A 17,079-nucleotide genomic window follows, 5' to 3' on the forward strand; every position below is an offset into this window, starting at 1 on the left:
TCCCGAAGGGCCTGGCGCGGTGGTTGCACCCTTGTCGGCGTCGATGGCGATCTCCTGCAGCAGCGCTGCGGGTCTGAAAGCGGCCGAGCGTTTTCCGACCTGACGTTCGCCGCAAATATTTGATATGGTTGGCGTTGCACGATGATCCAAGGCTATCGTGGGGGCGGTTGCATGAGTTCGACCTTGAGGCTTGGCGGGCGAGGCGCAGTCCTTGTCCTGTTCGTATTCCTTCTTCAGCTGGTTTTCGGCCTGGCCGGTCCGCTGGCGGCTCAAGAGGCTGCTACGGCGGTGGCGCCGCCGCCCAAGGTCCAGCAGATGATCGAGTTGCTGGATGATCCGGAGGTTCGGCAATGGCTGGCGGCCAAGCAGGCCACGCCGCCGCCGGTGGCCGACGTGCCGCCGGGCGGGGTTGCCTCGCAATGGGTGGCGCAAATCAGAAGCCATCTTGGCGGCATGCGCAATGCCGCACCGCGTATGGTTCCCGAGTGGATGGCTGCCAGAGAGCGGATCGCGGGCGAGATGCACGAGGGGTCGATGCCGATCCTGCGCGCTTTCGGCTTCGTGCTCGTCGTCGGCTATGGCGCCGAATTGCTGCTGCGCTATTTCCTCCGCCGCAGTGCCGGCCGAAGTGCCGCGACGTCGGGAGCGGGCCTGGCCGCACTGTTACGCATCGCCCCGCTCATCGTCTTCGCGATCGCGGCAATTTCAGCTTTCGTGCTCGCCGATTGGCCGAAGCGTCTGGAGGCAGCCGTCGCGCCATTGCTGATTGCCTGGATCGTCGCTCGCTTGCTGATCGCGGTCGCTGCGGCCTTGAGGCCGGCAGACGAGAATGCGGAGGAAGTCGGTGCGCCGCAGGTCGGCATGGCGCCAACGCCGGATGTGGCGAGGTTCTGGCACAGGCGCTTCGTGCTGTTCGTCTGCGCGGTCGCGTTCGTGTGGGCGGTCATGGACACGATGCAGGCCCTTTCCTTCCCCGCCGATGTGCGGGATCTGACCGCCGCCGGTCTCGGGCTCATCATCCTCGGCATCGGCATCGACACCGTGCTCCGCCGGCCCGTCGCCGAAATCACGGCCGGGCGACGCTTCCTGCGCAACGCGCTGCTCGTCGCGTTCCTTATCCTGCTGTGGTTCGTCTGGGTTGCCGGCATGAAGGTGCTCTTCTGGCTCGGCGTCTATGTTCTTGGCCTGCCGCCGCTGCTGCGCTTCGTCAGCGCCACGACGCGGACCATGCTGGACGCCGAAGCGGCCGACAACGTCCGGGTGATGCGCAACGTGATGATCGATCGCGGGGCGCGGTTCGCCATCATCGCGCTCGCAGCCGCCTGGCTCGCAGTCGTCTTCCGCTTCAACGGCAGCGCGATGATGCAAGACGACGTCTTCAACCGCGTCTTCCGGGGCGTACTTTCCGGGATCGTCATCCTGCTCGCCGCGGATCTGATCTGGCAACTGACGAAGGAGTTCATCAATCTCCACGTCAAGCGGGCCAGCGTCGATGTTGCCGACCCGGTGCAACTCGCCCGCAGCATGCGGCTGCGCACCCTGTTGCCGATCCTGCGCAATTTTCTCGCAGTCTTCATCGCGGTCGTCGCCGGCATGATGGTGCTCTCCGGCCTCGGTGTCGCGGTCGGTCCGCTGATCGCCGGTGCCGGTGTTTTCGGCGTCGCCATCGGTTTCGGCTCGCAGACCCTCGTCAAGGACATATTGAGCGGCGTGTTCTACATGATGGACGATGCCTTCCGGGTCGGCGAATACATCCAGAGCGGCAGCTATATGGGGACGGTCGAGTCCTTCAGCATCCGCTCCGTCAAGCTGCGCCACCACCGCGGACCGGTGTTCACGGTTCCGTTCGGCACGCTCGGGGCCGTCCAGAACATGAGCCGCGACTGGGTCATCGACAAGTTCAAGATCAACGTCTCCTACGACACTAACGTCGCCAAGGTGAAGAAGGTCGTGAAGGGGGTCGGGGCAGCACTGCTCGAGGATGAAGAACTTGGTCCGTTGATAATAGAAACGGTGAAGATGAAGGGCGTCGAGCAGTTCGGCGACTACGGCATCACCTTGAGCTTTGCCATGACCACCAAGCCGGGTCACCAGACCCAGATCAGACGCCGCGCCCAGGCGATGATCAAGGAGGCGTTTGACGCCAATGGTATCAATTTTGCCTCGCCGACCGTCCAGGTCGCCGGCGATGAGACGCAAGCGGCCGCGGCAGCCGCCGCAACCCGCGATGCCATCGCCAAGAAGAACGCCGCCTTGGCTGCGCCACAGGGAGGGGAGGCGGCCGCGGAGTAGGTCGATTGGGGCGCTGCCGGTGGCCGCAGTCGCCGTGATGTTGACATCGGAGAGGTAAGGCGGGATAGGTCGCGGCGAATGAGGATCGCCTTCTACGCACCGCTGAAATCTCCCGATCACCCGGTCCCTTCCGGCGACAGGCAGATGGCGCGCATGCTGATCGAAGCGCTCAGGCTGTCCGGACACGACGTCCATATCGCGTCGCAACTGCGTGCCTTCTCGCGTGAAGCGTCGGATGCGGCATATTGGGGCTTGCGCCAGCAAGCGGATGCGGAGATCGCACGTCTTCGCCGGACCTGGGCAAAGCACGGGCCGCCGGATGCCTGGTTCTGCTACCATCCCTATTACAAGGCCCCCGACCTCATCGGCCCCGCCCTGGCTGCGGAATTCGCCATTCCCTATGTGACGGCGGAAAGCTCCCATTCGTCGCGCCGCAACGAAGGGGCGAGGAGGCTCGCGCAGAACGCGGTCGCAGCCGGCGCAAGGCAGGCGGCGGTGAACATCTGCTTTACGACACGCGATCGCGAAGGGCTCGAAGAGGCGATACCTGGCGGCCGCTTTGCCATGTTGGCACCTTTCATCGATGTCGGGCGTTTTCAGATCCCGTCGGGCCCGAAACCGAACGAGGCCCGCCTGATCGCGGTTGCCATGATGCGTCCAGGCGACAAGATGGACAGCTATCGGATGCTCGCGGCCGCCCTGCGATTGGTTGCCGACATTCCGTGGACGCTGACGATTGTCGGCGACGGTCCATCGCGCGCGGAGGTGCGAGAGGCGTTTGCCGGGTTTCCGGCGGAGCGGCTGGATTGGGCGGGCGAACATGCGCCTGCGGCGGTGGCCGACCTTCTCTGTGGTAGCGATCTCTATGTCTGGCCGGGGTGCGGCGAAGCTTACGGCCTTTCCTACCTGGAGGCGCAGGCCGCCGGGCTGCCGGTCGTGGCGCAGGCGACCGCCGGCGTACCTGAAGTTGTCAGAAATGGGGAGACCGGGCTGTTGACGGCGGCGGGTGACATCCCGCTTTTCGCAGAAGCGATCCGGCGCTTTCTCGGCGATGATGCGCTACGCGCCGAGTTCGGGCAGCGGGCGCGCCGCTTCGTGCTCGAGGAGCGCTCGCTGGCAGCCGCGGCCCAGCGTCTGGGGGCGATTTTTGACGCGTTTGTGAGGAGGGCGGCATGAATACGGGGGCTATCTGGCAAGCGCTCATCGACAGGCTCGATCAAATGCAGGAAGCCGGCCAAAGCGCCGATTTCTGGTTGCGCGACGACGATGCGATCGAACCGACGGCGGCGCTGCATCGATTGCTCGAACTGACGGATCGGTTTTCGGTGCCGCTGACCCTGGCGGTGATCCCGGCGCATACCGACGAGCGTCTTGAGCGCTGTCTCGCCGGCCACCGCGACGTCAACATCGCGGTTCACGGCTGGTCGCACGAAAACCATGCGCCGGCGGGAGAAAAGCGCCAGGAACTCGGCGGCCATCGCCCGGGCGGGACGGTCACCGAAGAGTTGCGCACCGGCTATGCTCGTCTCAAAGCCATCTTTCCAGCCTCCTTCGTGCCGTTGCTCGTCCCGCCGTGGAACAGGATCGATAGCGAAGTCGTCGCCGGGCTCGGCGCCATCGGCTTCAGAGCGCTTTCGGTCTTCGGACCGGAGGCAGGTGGCAAGACTGCCGCTCTCCTTCGACCGGGGTTACAGATCATAAACACGCATGTGGACGTCATTGACTGGCACGGAACGCGCGGCTGCCGCGATCATGCGCAGATCGTTCGGGACATTCTTGGCAGGCTGGAGCAAGTGGCCAAGGCCGGCGGCTCCGTCGGCATCCTCACGCATCACCTCGTCCATGACGAGAACGTATGGGCGTTTCTGTCCAAGTTGTTCGAGATAACCGCCACTCACCCGGCCTGCCGCTGGCGGAGGGTTTCCGATCTCATAGGTCAATGACCTGACCGTCCCGGGCGGCAAAGGCGCCCGCGAAGAATGCCTGCACTTCCTGCTCCATCGCCGCAAGTGCCGCGTCGGTGCGCGACGGATCGTGATGGAACATGGCCAGGCGCGGAACGCCGGCGGCCATGGCGAGGCGCGAGCCGTGTATCCCGGTCGAATGACCGAAGCCGCGATAGGCGTCCATCTCCGATTCGAGATAGGTGCAGTCATAGACCAGGAGGTCGGCGCCGGCGATGAAATCGAGGAGGGCAGGGTCGAGAATGCCCGGCTCGTGCTCGGTATCATAGATGAGCGCGACGGCGCGGCCGCCCCAGTCGATCCTGTAGCCGACGCAGCCGCCCGGATGGACAAGGCTCATCGTGCGGACCGAAACGTCCTTTCGCGGCGACAGGGTCTCGCCCGGACGGAAATCGATCGTGTCGAGGCTTGCCTGACAGATGCCCGTGCTCACCGGAAACCACGGTGGCCGCATGAACGCATTGATCATCTCCGCCGTCGACATCTGGCCGTGGAGATGGCCGGACCAGAAACGGACCGCCGAACTGCAGCGGTAGATCGGCTTGAAATAAGGCAGCCCGATAATGTGGTCGTAGTGGGTGTGGGTGAAAAAAACGTCGAACTCGGAGACGCCTTCGGACATCAAAGACAGACCGGCCTCACGCAATCCCGAGCCGGCGTCGAAGATCAGCACCTCGGCGCCACAACGGACTTCGATGCAGGGCGTATTGCCTCCGTAGCGCAGGAACTGCTCACCGGAGACCGGCAAACTGCCCCTTACGCCCCAAAACTTCACTCGAAAGGTGTCGTCCTGCATTCCGTTTCGGTTTCATCCTGCCCGCCTCGGGCATTTTGCCCGGGCGCGCTGATTAGACAAGCACAAATCATGAGGGTCCTGCAATGCCAATAGAGCGCCGCGCGCCCATGAGATGCGCAAAGGTCGCTGCTGCACTTTGACGTGCTGCATGTTCTCATCCTCAAATCGGCTACGACTTATGGGAACAATGAGTAGCGCTTGACTGCATGTCTCCGTGGACTGGAGCCGATATTGGGGCAAGAAACATGCAGCAATTCAAAGGGATACAGCAATCTTTTGCCCGCTGAACGTAGGTAGGACGCTGAAGGATGCGGAATGCCTGTCGGCCGGCCACAGATGGAGTGCCATCATTGAAAGCTTACCGCCGGGCCTAACCTGGTTTAAGGGTTGTCTTCAGCGATTGAGGATTGTGGCGTTCCCGTCAGTCTTGAAAATCGGTAGCAATTGCCATTCGCGTGGCGAAGGGGGTCAGGCATCCATGGCGCAACTGGCGGACACGCAGTTTTACGAGAGCCTGCCACTTTTCGAAGCCTTCGAAGGCGTTGCCGACGAGGCCAACTACCGGCCATTGCCTGAGGGGTGGGCGCTGGCGGTTGCCGACATCGTCGATTCGACCGGGGCGATTGCGGAGGGGCGCTACAAAAGCGTCAACATGGCCGGCGCCAGTGTGATCTCGGCCTTGATGAACGCGCTGGAGGAAACAAATCTGCCTTTCGTCTTCGGAGGCGATGGGGCGCTGGCCGCCATACCCGCGGCCCTGGCGCCGAAAGCCCGCACGGCTCTCGCCGCCGCCAGGACCTGGGTGGCGGAAGAGCTTGGCCTCGATTTACGGGCCGCGCTCGTTCCGGTCGCCGATATTCGCGCCAGCGGACTCGATATGCGCGTCGCCCGCTTCAAGGCGAGCGAGGACGTTTCCTACGCGATGTTTTCCGGCGGCGGCGCAAGCTGGGCGGAAGCGGAGATGAAGGCGGGGCGCTACCAGATCGACGCCGCGGCACCCGGAACGAGGCCGGACCTCACCGGATTGTCCTGTCGCTGGAACCCGATCGCCTCCCGGCACGGGGCGATCGTCTCGATCATCGCTGTTCCCGCCGGGCTCGGCAACGGTCCGGAGTTCCAGGCGCTGATCGCGGACGTCGTGGCGCTGGCCGAGGGGGAGGAGCGGGGCGGCCACCCCGTTCCGGAGGCCGGTCCTGAGCCTCACCTATCGATGCGGGGGGTGACGATGGAAGCGCGCGCAAGGGCTTCGGCGGCTCGCCGGCTGCTGGTCTGGCCCCTCGTCGCCGTGCAGAGCCTCCTGCTTTTTCTCTGCTTCAGGTTCGGAGTGAATTTCGGGCCGTTCGATGTCACACGATACGCGCATGACCTCGCCAGCAATTCCGATTTCCGCAAGTTCGACGACGGGTTGAAGATGACGATCGACGTCGGCATCGATCGGCTGCGCCGCATCGAGGAGCGGTTGAAACAGGGCGTCGCGGCGGGTATTTGCCGTTACGGGCTGCACCAGCAGGAGTCTGCGCTGATGACCTGCATCGTTCCATCGCCGATGAGCCGCGACCACATGCACTTCATCGACGGCGCGGCCGGCGGCTACGCGATGGCGGCGAAAAACCTCAAGGCGACCCATTCGGGGCCGGTTCGCGGGGCGATCGCCTGATCGGCGATCATGCCTTGACGATGTGGTCCGCCGTCAGTCCGCGACGCGCAAAGACATTGCGCGTATCGACGACAAGCGACGTCCAATCAAGAAGCGCGGCGTAGTCGACGGCGTCGTGGTCGGTCGCGATGAGCACGGCGTCGAAATTGCGCACGGTCTTTTCATCGAAGGCGATCGACCGGCGTCCCTTGAGTGCAGCGTGCTCGCGGGTCGAGGGGATTTCCTCAACATGCGGATCGTAGAAGGCGGCTTTGCCGCCGCGTTCCTCGATGAGCTCGATCAGCCTGAGCGAGGGGCTTTCGCGAATGTCCGGCACGTTCTTTTTGTAGGCGAGGCCGATGATCAGCACGCTCGAACGGCTGAGCGCCTTGCCTTGTCTGAGGTCGAGTGCCTCGGCAAGCCGCGTCACCACGTGGCGCGGCATGGCCGAGTTGATTTCGCCGGCGAGTTCGATGAAGCGGGTCGGCAGTTCGTATTCGCGCGACTTCCATGTGAGGTAGAAGGGGTCGATCGGGATGCAGTGGCCGCCAAGCCCTGGACCCGGATAGAACGGCATGTAGCCGAACGGCTTTGTCTTTGCGGCCTCGATGACCTCCCATATGTCGATGCCCATCGCCTCGTAGACGACCTTGAGTTCGTTGACGAGGGCGATGTTGACGGCCCGGAAGATGTTCTCGGTCAGTTTTACCGCCTCGGCCGTCGCGTTCGAGGAGACCGGCACGACGGTCTCGACGACGGCGGCATAGAACTGCTCCATCAACGCTGCCGCAAGCGGTCCGTCGCCGGCGACGACCTTCGGGATGCTCGTCGTTTCGAAGGTCCGGTTGCCGGGGTCTTCCCGCTCAGGTGAGAAGCCCAGGAAGAAGTCCTCACCCGATTTCAGGCCTGTCTCCTCCAAAATCGAGCGGACGACGCCGTCCGTCGTGCCAGGATAGGTGGTCGACTCGAGCACGACGAGCTGGCCCGGCCGCAGGCAGGCCGCGATCGAGCGGGAGGTCTTTTCGACGAAGGAAAGATCGGGATCGCGATGCCGGGTGAGCGGTGTCGGCACGCAGATGACAATCACGTCGCAACGCCCGAGTTCGCTGAAGTCCGTCGTCGAGCGAAACCGCCCGGCCGCGGCCTCTCGGTTCAGCGCATCGTCCGAGACGGCCTCGATATAGGAACGGCCGCCGTCGAGCGCGACGATCTTTGCCGGGTCTATGTCGAAGCCGGTGACCGGAAACCCCGAGCGGGCAACCGCGATGGCAAGCGGCAGGCCGACATAGCCGAGGCCGATGATGCCGATCCGGGCGGTGCGCGCGCTGATCGATTCAAGCAGCCTGTCGTGATGAACGGAGGTCAAGATCATTTCCAATTGTTGGCGGACACGCCGCTTTTTCGGCGGGCGGCCGCGCGAGCGGGTTCGGTTTTGTTGGCGACAAAGCGGCGCGAAGTCAAGCGCGGGCCAGGACGCAGCAGGCAGCGTCCGATCGGTAACCCCGACAATTACAGGGTGCAATTGAAGGGCCCGTTCCGTGTAGCATTCCTTCACGATTAAAAATTGCGAACGTCTCTGGAAATCGGGCCCGGCGGTGAATATCTGCAAGACGATATCGTGGCGATCCGATCGCTGCGCGCCGCGGCCGTCAGATGCGGCCGGAGCCTTTCTTTACTGACGGGTGCCACAGCCGATGCTGCCGGGCAGGCGATGTTGTTCGCCAGGCGCTGCGGGAGTGTTGTCGACATCCGCCATCGCGACAAATGAGGACGTGGAATGAGTGTGATCAACGACAACGTGTCCGAAATCCTCCTGGACAAGGTCGCGGACTGGCTGATGCGGACATCGCTGAGCGACGAATCGCTCGAGACCATCGTGCGGGGTTTCTGCGAGCGCCTTGCGGCAGCCGGCCTGCCGCTCATGCGCGTTCACTTGTCCTTTTCGATGCTCCATCCGCTCTACGACGCGCTCGGCTTCACCTGGTGGCGCGGCCGGGGCGTGGAGGTAAGCGGTCTTCGCCACGAGGAATTGGCGCTCAATCCCGATCGTTTCCTGCGCAGTCCCTACTATTATCTGCTCAGCAACAACCTCGACCATGTGCGGCGCCGCATCGATCCGGCCCAGCCTTCGGAATTCCCGATTTTCGATGAACTCAAGGAGCAGGGCGCGACCGACTATATGGCCTTCATGCAGCCGCTCGGCGCCGTCTCCGAGCATGGCATGGTCGGCTCCTGGACGACGGATCGCCACGGCGGCTTCAGCGATGACGTCATCGCCGCATTGCTGAGACTGCAGAACCATCTGGCGATCGCTGCCAAGGTCGCCGTGCTGGGCAAACTCGCCGACAACATGTTGACCACCTATCTCGGGGCCAATGCCGGACGACGGGTCCTGAGCGGCCAAGTCCGCCGGGGTGACGGCGAGACGGTTCGTGCCGTCCTCGTCATGGCGGACATGCGCGATTCGACGGTTCTTGCGGAGAGGGAAGGCCGCCAGGCCTATATCGAAACGCTCAATGGTTTCTTCGACGCGATCGCGACCCCGTTCAATCGGCATGGCGGGCAGATCCTGAGCTTCGTCGGCGATGGCTTCATCGCCGTTTATCCTTGCGGCCGGCACAAGGAACCTTCCGAGCTTGCGAGCCGCGAAGCCTTCGCCGCCGTTGGCGCGGCCCGCGCCCGCGTTACCGCCCTCAACACGGAACGCAGGAGGCAGGGACGCGACCCGATCGGCTACGGTGTCGGCCTGCACGTCGGCAACGTCATGTTCGGCAATGTCGGATTGCGGGATCGGTTGACCTTTTCGGCTTTCGGTTCGGCCGTCAACGAGGTGCAGCGGCTGCAGAGCCTGACGAAGAAATACGGTCACAACGTCGTGGCGAGCGAAGCCTTCGTCAACTATTGCGGCGGCGATTGGTCGACGCTCGGGCAGGAGCGGTTGCGCGGCGTGCGCCAGAAGTTCACGGTGCTCTATCCCAAGGATGCGGCGCTTACCGCCATCGCGCAGGAGCATGCAGACGATCAGGCGGATGGACTTTCGGAAGCCGAGCATGTCATGCTGCTCTATCGCAACAAGATCGGGCCGCCGGGGCCGCGCGGCCTGATCGACAAGATGCTCCAGTGAGGGATACATATGTTTCGCGTAGCTTTGCTGGCCGCCACCCTTCTTGCGCCGGGCATCGCAAATGCTCAAGCCCTGCAGCAACAACCGCCTCTCGAGCAGATTCTGATCGATGGCTTCGAAGGCAAGGACTTTGCCCCGGAGGGCGGCCTCTACTATCGCGAGAATTTCGAGCAAAGCGCCGGCACCGTCGAGTTTCAGGGGGCGGTCAAGCGGTCGGGCAATGGCGGGCTGAAGCTCAGCGTCGTGCCGCATTGCCCGACAATGAACGACGGCTGCAGCGAACGGGCGGAAATCTGGGAAAAGACGGCCCTGCGCGTGCCCTATGACCAGGGCGTCTGGTACGGTTTCGCGGTCAAGTTCGAAGACCCCATCCCGAGCGGCGACCATCGTTATCTGATTGCGCAATGGAAGCGCGAGATCGATCCCGGCGCCGATGGAGATTTCAGTCCATTTCTGGCGCTGCGCATGGACCTCGGAAAGCTCTTCGCCACCGTGGAGACCAACTATCAGCCGCCAGCATCCACGGGACCGAAGGGCACGCCGGCCCGTTGCGGGCCGGGCGAGGTGCCGGCCTGGGCGCGCCCGGACGTCAACCAGGTGCGCATCCTGGTCGCCACGGACCCGAACTGGACGACCAAGGACGGCGACATTTTCAATTCCTGCACGAAGGCGGTGACGGTTACGGATCACGGCAATCCGCTTCCCGAGCCGAATTCCGGCTGGATCGATTTCGCAATCTTCACCAAACCGGGACCGGACGGGTCGGGGCACATCGAGCTGTTTGCCAACGGTAAGCCGATCATAACGGTCAAGGGCCATATCGGCCACGCCGACAAGGGGCTCGGAGAGAACCAGTATTTCAAGTTCGGCCCCTATCGCGCCGCCGACACCACCGACTGGACGCTCTATTACGACGACTTCCGCCGTTCAGCGCGCTGTGCCGATGTCCTGACGGACGGCGTTTGCCCCTTTCCGTGAGGCGCGGCCCCTTCTCGACCCTTCTCCCACCCCGTCCAGTGGCGTGCTGGACAGCCTGCGGAAGCTAAGCTACTGTTTCGACAGTGGCGAACGCTACTGCATGTTTCCTTAATCACAGGCGATTTAAGGATAAGGACATGCAGCAATTCATAGTGCTGCGGCGTCCTTTTGCGACGCGGCGCCGTAGAGCGCTGCGGGGCTGGTCAGGTCGCTTTGAGACTTGAAGATGCTGCATAATGCCCCGGCCTGAGACGGCAGGGGATCATGCAGGAGGGGCAATGAGGGTCGGGTGTTGCAATGACGTCAGGAGCGGACCTACTAAGGGTTGAGGGTCTGCGGATCACATTCTCCGTGCTTGGCGGCCAGGTGGAGGCCGTTCGGGGGGCGAATTTCAGGATCTTGCCGGGAAAGGTGACGGCGCTCGTCGGCGAGTCCGGTTCGGGCAAGTCGGCGATCAGCCAGGCGATCATGGGCATCCTGCCGAGCGTCGCCAAGGTGGGCGGCCGCGTCCTCTTCAACGATACGGCGGCCGGAGCAAAGCCGGTCGACCTGCTCTCGCTCGAAACCGACGGAGGCGAGATCCAGGAAATCCGCGGCGCGCGGATCAGCAAGATCTTCCAGGAACCGATGACCTCGCTGTCGCCGCTCCACACGATCGGCAACCAGATTTCCGAAGTGCTGAAGATCCACACGGACGCGGACAAGGCGGAGCGGCGGGCGCGAACCGAGGAGCTTCTCGGCGATGTCGGTTTCGCCAACCCGAAGCGGGCCTACGACATGTACCCCTTCGAGCTGTCCGGCGGCATGCGCCAGCGGGCGATGATCGCCATGGCGCTGATTTGCCGTCCGGCACTGCTGATCGCCGACGAGCCGACGACGGCGCTCGACGTCACGGTGCAGGCGCAAATCCTGCAGCTTTTGCGCGAGCTGCAGTCCAAGCTCAACATGGCGATGCTGCTGATCACGCATGACCTTGGCGTCGTCGCCAACATGGCAGACGAGGTCGTCGTCATCTATCACGGCGATATCGTCGAAGCGGGGCCGGTCGATGCGATCTTCCGCAATCCGCAGCATCCCTATCTCAAGGGGCTGATGGCGGCCGTGCCGCATTTCGACATGAAGCCGGGCGAACGGCTGAAGGCTCTTCGCGAAGTGCCGGTCAAGGCTGGAACCCTTCTCGGACGCCAGGAAGTCAGAAAGGCCTCGGGACCGGACGTCCTCGTATCGGTTCGCAATTTGTGCAAGACGTTCTCGACGCGATCGTCGGGCTGGTTCGGCAGCGGCGACGCATCCCGTCATCGCGCCGTCGACGATGTGAGCTTCGACATCCGCCGCGGCGAATGTTTGGGACTGGTGGGCGAGAGCGGCTGCGGCAAGACGACGATCAGCAAGATCCTGATGCGCGCCGTGACGCCGGATCAGGGCTCGGTCACCTTCGACGACGGCGAGGGTGCCGTCGACGTCCTTGAGCTCGACGGCGCCGAACTCAAGGCGCTCCGCGCCAAGATCCAGATGGTTTTCCAGGATCCGGTCTCGTCGCTGTCGCCGCGCATGACGGTCAAGAATATTCTCAGCGAACCGCTCGAGATCCACGGGCGCGGCAACCCGAAATCGCGGATCGAAACCGTCCGTTCCCTCTTGCAGGCGGTCGGCCTCGACCAGCGTTTCATCAATCGCTATCCGCACAGTTTTTCCGGCGGCCAGAGGCAGCGCATCGGGATCGCCCGGGCGCTTGCGCTCGTTCCGCAGCTCCTGATCTGTGACGAGCCCGTTTCGGCCCTCGACGTTTCCGTCCAGGCGCAGATTCTCAACCTGCTCAAGGATTTGCAGAAGGAACTCGGCCTGACGATGCTGTTCATCTCCCACAACCTCGCGGTGGTGGACTACATGGCGGACCGCATCGCGGTCATGTGTGCGGGGCGGATTGTCGAGCTCGCTCCGCGCGAAGTGCTGATGCGCAATCCGGTTCATCCCTATACGAAATCGTTGCTGGCGGCCGTGCCCTATCCCGATCTGGATCGAAAACTCGACTTCGATTCGCTCCAGGCGAGCGGGGGCTCGGACCAGCGTCAATGGGGAGCGCAATTCTCGGACGGCGGCGAGGAGAACGCTCTCTTTCCGGCCGATCTTGGCGGCGGTCACTATGTGCTTGCCAGGAAATCGGCGGATGCAAGGGAGTTACGCCCGTGATCACCCGAAGAACAGCGCTTGCCATCCTCGCTTCAACTGCTCTGCCGAAGGTCCTCCTCGCCGCCGCGGGCGGGGTCGACGCCCTGGCGCCGCTTGTCGCGGAAGGCAAGCTTCCGCCTCTCGACGAAAGGCTGCCGAAAACGCCGCGGGTGATCAACGTCGCGGCGATGGGGCGACAGGCTGGCCGGCATGGCGGGACGATCCGCAGCCTGATCGGCAGCGCCAAGGACATTCGCCTCATGACGATCTACGGCTATGCCCGGCTGGTCGGCTATGACGAGGCGCTCAACCTCCACCCGGACGTCCTGGAGCGCTACGAGACGGTCGAGGACCGGATCTTCACCTTCCATCTGCGCGAGGGGCACAAGTGGTCGGACGGCACGCCGCTGACCGCCGAGGACTTCCGCTACTGCTTCGAGGACGTGCTGCTCAACGAGGACCTGTCGCCGGCCGGTCTGCCTACGGCGCTGGTCATGGACGGGCAGGCGGCGAAGTTCGAGATCCTCGACGAGCGCACGCTGCGCTATTCCTGGCCGATGCCCAATCCGGATTTCCTGCAGAAGCTGGCGGCGCCGCAGCCGCTGGTTATCGCCATGCCGTCGGCATACCTCAAGCAGTTTCACAAGAAATACCAGGAAGAGGACAAGCTGAAGGCGCTGATGAAGGAGGAGCGGGTCAAGAAATGGCACCAGCTCCACCAGCGCATGGCGCGCTCCTACAGACCGGAAAACCCGGATCTGCCAACCCTCGACCCGTGGCGCAACACGACGCCGCTGCCGGCCGAGCAATTCATCTTCGAGCGGAATCCGTTCTTCCATCGCGTCGACGAGAACGGCCTGCAACTGCCGTATATCGACAAATTCGTGCTGAGCGTCAGTTCGTCGGCGCTCATCCCGGCGAAGACCGGAACGGGCGAAAGCGACCTGCAGGCGGCGGGCATCGACTTCGTCGACTATACATACCTCAAGGATGCCGAGAAGCGTTATCCGGTGAAGGTCAAGTTGTGGAAGAAGACCTCCGGCTCGCGCCTGGCGCTGCTTCCGAACCTCAATTGCGCCGATCCGATCTGGCGGCCGCTCTTGAGAGACGTGCGGGTCCGCCGGGCGCTGTCGCTGGCGATCGACCGGCGCGAGATCAACATGGCGGCCTTCTACGGGCTGACCAAGGAGAGCGCCGATACGGTCCTGCCGGAAAGTCCGCTGTTCCGTCCGGAATTCGCGAGCGCCTGGATCGCCCACGATCCCGACCAAGCCAACGCCCTGCTCGATCAGGCCGGGCTTGCAAAACGCGACAGCGACGGCATCCGCATCCTTCCCGATGGCCGGCGGGCACAGATTGTTGTGGAAACGCCCGGCGAAAGCACGCTCGACACGGATGTGCTGCAGCTCATCACCGACTATTGGCAGAAGGTCGGCATCTCGCTCTTCATCCGCACGTCGCAGCGCGACACGTTCCGCAGCCGAGCGGTCGGCGGCGAGATCATCATGTCCATGTGGTTCGGTATCGACAACGGCGTGCCGACGGCGGACATGAACCCCGGCCAGCTCGCGCCGACCGCCGACGACCAGCTGCAATGGCCGGTCTGGGGCCTGAACTATATTTCGCACGGCGAAATGGGCGAGGCACCTGACCTGGAGCCGGTGGTAAAGCTGCTCGATCTGCTCAAGCGCTGGCGGCATTCCGCCGACGATGCGGAGCGGGCCGACATATGGAGGCAGATGCTGTCCATCTATACGGACCAGGTCTTCTCTATCGGCCTCGTCAACGCGTCGCTGCAGCCGATTCTCGTTTCGACGAAGCTGCGCAACATGCCGGACGAGGCGCTGTGGGGCTTCGATCCGACGAGCTATTTCGGCGTCTACAAGGCCGATACCTTCTGGCTGGAACAGGAAAGCTGAGATGCTGCGGTACATCCTCTGGCGCATCGCGGTTATGGTGCCGACCTTGCTCATCATCTCGGCGCTGGTCTTCACCATCATCGAACTGCCGCCCGGCGACTATTTCGAGAGCTATATCGCCGAGATCAGGGCGCAGGGTGAAGGCGTCGACATGGAGGAGATAGAGTCGCTGCGGCAGCAATACGGCTTCGACCAGCCACCGCTGCTGCGCTACTTCTATTGGGTCGGCGGCATGCTGCAGGGCGATTTCGGCTATTCCTTCGAATACGAGTTGCCGGTGAGCGAGGTTGTCGGGGACCGGCTGTGGCTGACGATCCTCGTTTCATTTCTCACCATCATAGTTACCTGGGTCATCGCCTTCCCGATCGGCATCTATGCGGCGACCAATCAATACAGCTGGGGCGACTACGGTCTCTCGCTCATAGGCCTCATCGGCATCGCCATCCCGAACTTCATGCTGGCGCTGATCCTCATGTATTTCGCCAATATCTGGTTCGGAACGTCCATCGGCCATCTGATGGACCAGAAATACCTTTCCGAGCCAATGAGTTGGGAGAAGGCGAAGTCGATGCTCGAGCACATGTGGATCCCGGTGATCATAATCGGCGCGGCGGGTACGGCCGGGATGATCCGGCGGTTGAGGGCGAACCTGCTCGACGAATTGCAGAAGCAATATGTCGTGACCGCCCGGGCGAAGGGCCTTTCGCCGACGCGGACCCTCGTCAAATATCCGCTGCGCATGGCGCTCAACTTCTTCATCTCCGACATCGGCTCGATCCTGCCGGCGATCATTTCCGGGGCTGAAATCACCGCGATCGTGCTGTCGCTCGAGACCACCGGGCCGATGCTGATCAAGGCGCTGCAAAGTCAGGACATGTATCTCGCCGGGTCGTTCCTGATGTTCCTGGCGTTCCTCACCGTCATCGGCGTCCTGATTTCCGACCTCGCGCTCGCCGTTCTCGATCCCAGAATTCGCCTGCAAGGCAGGAGCACCAAGTGACGTCACCGATTCCTGCCCCCGGCGAACCGCTACCGCATTACGTGTCGACCGCCCCCTTCGATCCCTATTCCGTCGAGGTGATGTCGGAGGAGCAGGTACGCATCAATCAGGCGTCGCAGCTGCGGCTGATGTGGTGGAAGTTCAAGCGGCACAAGGTTGCGCTGGTGTCCGGCATCTTCCTGGCAGTGCTCTACGGGATGATTCTCATCTGCGAGTTCCTGGCGCCCTACAACCTGCACACGCGCAACATGGATTTCATCTACACGCCGCCGCAGCGGGTGCATTTCTTCCACGAGGGCTCCTTCGTCGGGCCGTTCGTCTACGGACGGACGATGCAGCTCGACATGGATACGCTGAAGCGGAACTACACCGATAACCCGGCCGAGATCCAGCCGATCCGCTTCTTCTGCCGCGGCGACGGCTATCGCTTCTGGGGGCTTTTCGAAAGCAATCTACACCTCGTTTGCCCGGCCGAGAATGGCCAGCTCTTCCTGCTCGGCAGCGACAGACTGGGACGCGACGTGCTGTCGCGCATCATCTACGGAGCGCGGATTTCGCTGACGATCGGTCTCCTCGGCATTACCGTCAGCTTTGTCCTCGGCATCGTCATCGGCGGCCTGGCCGGGTATCACGGCGGGGTGTTCGATCTTGTCGTGCAGCGGTTGATAGAGGTCCTGCAGTCGATACCGAGCATTCCGCTCTGGCTCTCGCTGGCGGCGATCATGCCGGCGACATGGAGCCCGATCCTCATCTATCTCGGCATAACCGTCATCCTTGGCCTTCTCGATTGGACCGGTCTGGCACGCGCCGTCCGCTCCAAGCTGCTTGCTCTCAGGGAAGAGGATTACGTGCTCGCCGCTCAGTTGATGGGGGCAAGAAGCAGCCGCATCATCGGCCGACATCTCGTGCCGGGCTTCATGTCGCACCTCATCGCGACGGCGACGATCTCCATTCCCGGCATGATTCTCGGTGAGACGGCTCTCAGCTTCCTTGGCCTCGGGCTCCGCCCGCCGATCACCAGCTGGGGCATTCTGCTGACCGAGGCAAAGAGCGTCAGCGTGATTGCCTTCTATCCCTGGCTGCTATTTCCGACTATACCAGTCATTCTTGTGATATTGGCGTTCAACTTCCTGGGAGACGGGTTGCGCGACGCTGCAGATCCTTACAAATAGCTCCGGTATGGCCGCTCGATTCAGGCACG

The 17,079-nt window shown here is 63.1% G+C and carries 12 protein-coding genes; 10 read left to right on the plus strand and 2 right to left on the minus strand.

Going from position 1 to position 17,079, the window contains the following annotated elements; all coding sequences use genetic code 11:
• Positions 1-171 precede the first annotated feature (171 nt).
• The 3 genes from RHIBR816_RS0113275 to RHIBR816_RS0113285 all read left to right on the plus strand — a co-directional run bounded on the left by RHIBR816_RS0113275 (position 172) and on the right by RHIBR816_RS0113285 (position 4,235).
• Entirely contained in the window at positions 172-2,292 is a 2,121-nt protein-coding gene (locus RHIBR816_RS0113275; protein WP_026186951.1) for a mechanosensitive ion channel family protein, read from the plus strand.
• 78 nt (positions 2,293-2,370) lie between these two features.
• Positions 2,371-3,468 (plus strand): glycosyltransferase family 4 protein, encoded by a 1,098-nt coding sequence (locus RHIBR816_RS0113280; RefSeq protein ID WP_018237040.1) that lies wholly within the window; start codon positions 2,371-2,373, stop codon positions 3,466-3,468.
• Positions 3,465-4,235: a polysaccharide deacetylase family protein gene (locus tag RHIBR816_RS0113285; protein WP_018237041.1), complete on the plus strand. Its 771-nt coding sequence runs from the start codon at positions 3,465-3,467 to the stop codon at positions 4,233-4,235. The genes RHIBR816_RS0113280 and RHIBR816_RS0113285 overlap by 4 nt, the downstream gene beginning before the upstream one ends.
• Here the strand turns inward: RHIBR816_RS0113285 and RHIBR816_RS0113290 are convergent.
• Positions 4,222-5,052, minus strand: a complete 831-nt coding sequence (locus tag RHIBR816_RS0113290) for an MBL fold metallo-hydrolase (protein WP_018237042.1) — start codon at positions 5,050-5,052, stop codon at positions 4,222-4,224. The genes RHIBR816_RS0113285 and RHIBR816_RS0113290 overlap by 14 nt on opposite strands.
• A gap of 478 nt (positions 5,053-5,530) precedes the next feature.
• Between RHIBR816_RS0113290 and RHIBR816_RS0113295 the strand changes: the two genes are divergently transcribed.
• The gene (locus tag RHIBR816_RS0113295; protein WP_018237043.1) at positions 5,531-6,709 is read left to right on the plus strand and encodes a DUF3095 domain-containing protein; all 1,179 of its coding nucleotides are present in this window, start codon (positions 5,531-5,533) and stop codon (positions 6,707-6,709) included.
• Positions 6,710-6,716: 7 nt separating this feature from the next.
• Here the strand turns inward: RHIBR816_RS0113295 and RHIBR816_RS0113300 are convergent, their stop codons facing one another.
• Positions 6,717-8,060, minus strand: a complete 1,344-nt coding sequence (locus RHIBR816_RS0113300; protein ID WP_018237044.1) for a nucleotide sugar dehydrogenase — start codon at positions 8,058-8,060, stop codon at positions 6,717-6,719.
• Positions 8,061-8,465: 405 nt separating this feature from the next.
• Between RHIBR816_RS0113300 and RHIBR816_RS0113305 the strand changes: the two genes are divergently transcribed.
• From RHIBR816_RS0113305 to RHIBR816_RS0113330, 6 genes are all read left to right on the plus strand, one after another.
• Positions 8,466-9,812: an adenylate/guanylate cyclase domain-containing protein gene (locus RHIBR816_RS0113305; protein WP_018237045.1), complete on the plus strand. Its 1,347-nt coding sequence runs from the start codon at positions 8,466-8,468 to the stop codon at positions 9,810-9,812.
• Between the two features lie 9 nt (positions 9,813-9,821).
• Positions 9,822-10,790, plus strand: a complete 969-nt coding sequence (locus tag RHIBR816_RS0113310; protein WP_018237046.1) for a polysaccharide lyase — start codon at positions 9,822-9,824, stop codon at positions 10,788-10,790.
• Between the two features lie 297 nt (positions 10,791-11,087).
• Positions 11,088-12,980: an ABC transporter ATP-binding protein gene (locus RHIBR816_RS0113315; protein WP_026186953.1), complete on the plus strand. Its 1,893-nt coding sequence runs from the start codon at positions 11,088-11,090 to the stop codon at positions 12,978-12,980.
• Positions 12,977-14,878, plus strand: a complete 1,902-nt coding sequence (locus tag RHIBR816_RS0113320; protein WP_018237048.1) for an ABC transporter substrate-binding protein — start codon at positions 12,977-12,979, stop codon at positions 14,876-14,878. The genes RHIBR816_RS0113315 and RHIBR816_RS0113320 overlap by 4 nt, the downstream gene beginning before the upstream one ends.
• A 1-nt stretch (position 14,879) precedes the next feature.
• On the plus strand, positions 14,880-15,878 hold the full coding sequence (locus RHIBR816_RS0113325) for an ABC transporter permease (RefSeq protein ID WP_018237049.1): 999 nt from the start codon (positions 14,880-14,882) through the stop codon (positions 15,876-15,878).
• On the plus strand, positions 15,875-17,050 hold the full coding sequence (locus RHIBR816_RS0113330; RefSeq protein WP_018237050.1) for an ABC transporter permease: 1,176 nt from the start codon (positions 15,875-15,877) through the stop codon (positions 17,048-17,050). The genes RHIBR816_RS0113325 and RHIBR816_RS0113330 overlap by 4 nt, the downstream gene beginning before the upstream one ends.
• The last annotated feature ends 29 nt before the right edge of the window (positions 17,051-17,079 follow it).

The sequence above is a fragment of the Ensifer sp. BR816 genome, from assembly GCF_000378985.1.
GTDB lineage: Bacteria > Pseudomonadota > Alphaproteobacteria > Rhizobiales > Rhizobiaceae > Sinorhizobium.

What these genes read in the sequence shown, in the direction of transcription:
- RHIBR816_RS0113275 (WP_026186951.1), top strand. Translation starts at nt 172, where the DNA reads ATGAGTTCGACCTTGAGGCTTGGCGGGCGAGGCGCAGTCCTTGTCCTG.
- RHIBR816_RS0113280 (WP_018237040.1), top strand. Translation starts at nt 2,371, where the DNA reads ATGAGGATCGCCTTCTACGCACCGCTGAAATCTCCCGATCACCCGGTC.
- RHIBR816_RS0113285 (WP_018237041.1), top strand. Translation starts at nt 3,465, where the DNA reads ATGAATACGGGGGCTATCTGGCAAGCGCTCATCGACAGGCTCGATCAA.
- RHIBR816_RS0113290 (WP_018237042.1), bottom strand. Translation starts at nt 5,052, where the DNA reads ATGCAGGACGACACCTTTCGAGTGAAGTTTTGGGGCGTAAGGGGCAGT.
- RHIBR816_RS0113295 (WP_018237043.1), top strand. Translation starts at nt 5,531, where the DNA reads ATGGCGCAACTGGCGGACACGCAGTTTTACGAGAGCCTGCCACTTTTC.
- RHIBR816_RS0113300 (WP_018237044.1), bottom strand. Translation starts at nt 8,060, where the DNA reads ATGATCTTGACCTCCGTTCATCACGACAGGCTGCTTGAATCGATCAGC.
- RHIBR816_RS0113305 (WP_018237045.1), top strand. Translation starts at nt 8,466, where the DNA reads ATGAGTGTGATCAACGACAACGTGTCCGAAATCCTCCTGGACAAGGTC.
- RHIBR816_RS0113310 (WP_018237046.1), top strand. Translation starts at nt 9,822, where the DNA reads ATGTTTCGCGTAGCTTTGCTGGCCGCCACCCTTCTTGCGCCGGGCATC.
- RHIBR816_RS0113315 (WP_026186953.1), top strand. Translation starts at nt 11,088, where the DNA reads ATGACGTCAGGAGCGGACCTACTAAGGGTTGAGGGTCTGCGGATCACA.
- RHIBR816_RS0113325 (WP_018237049.1), top strand. Translation starts at nt 14,880, where the DNA reads ATGCTGCGGTACATCCTCTGGCGCATCGCGGTTATGGTGCCGACCTTG.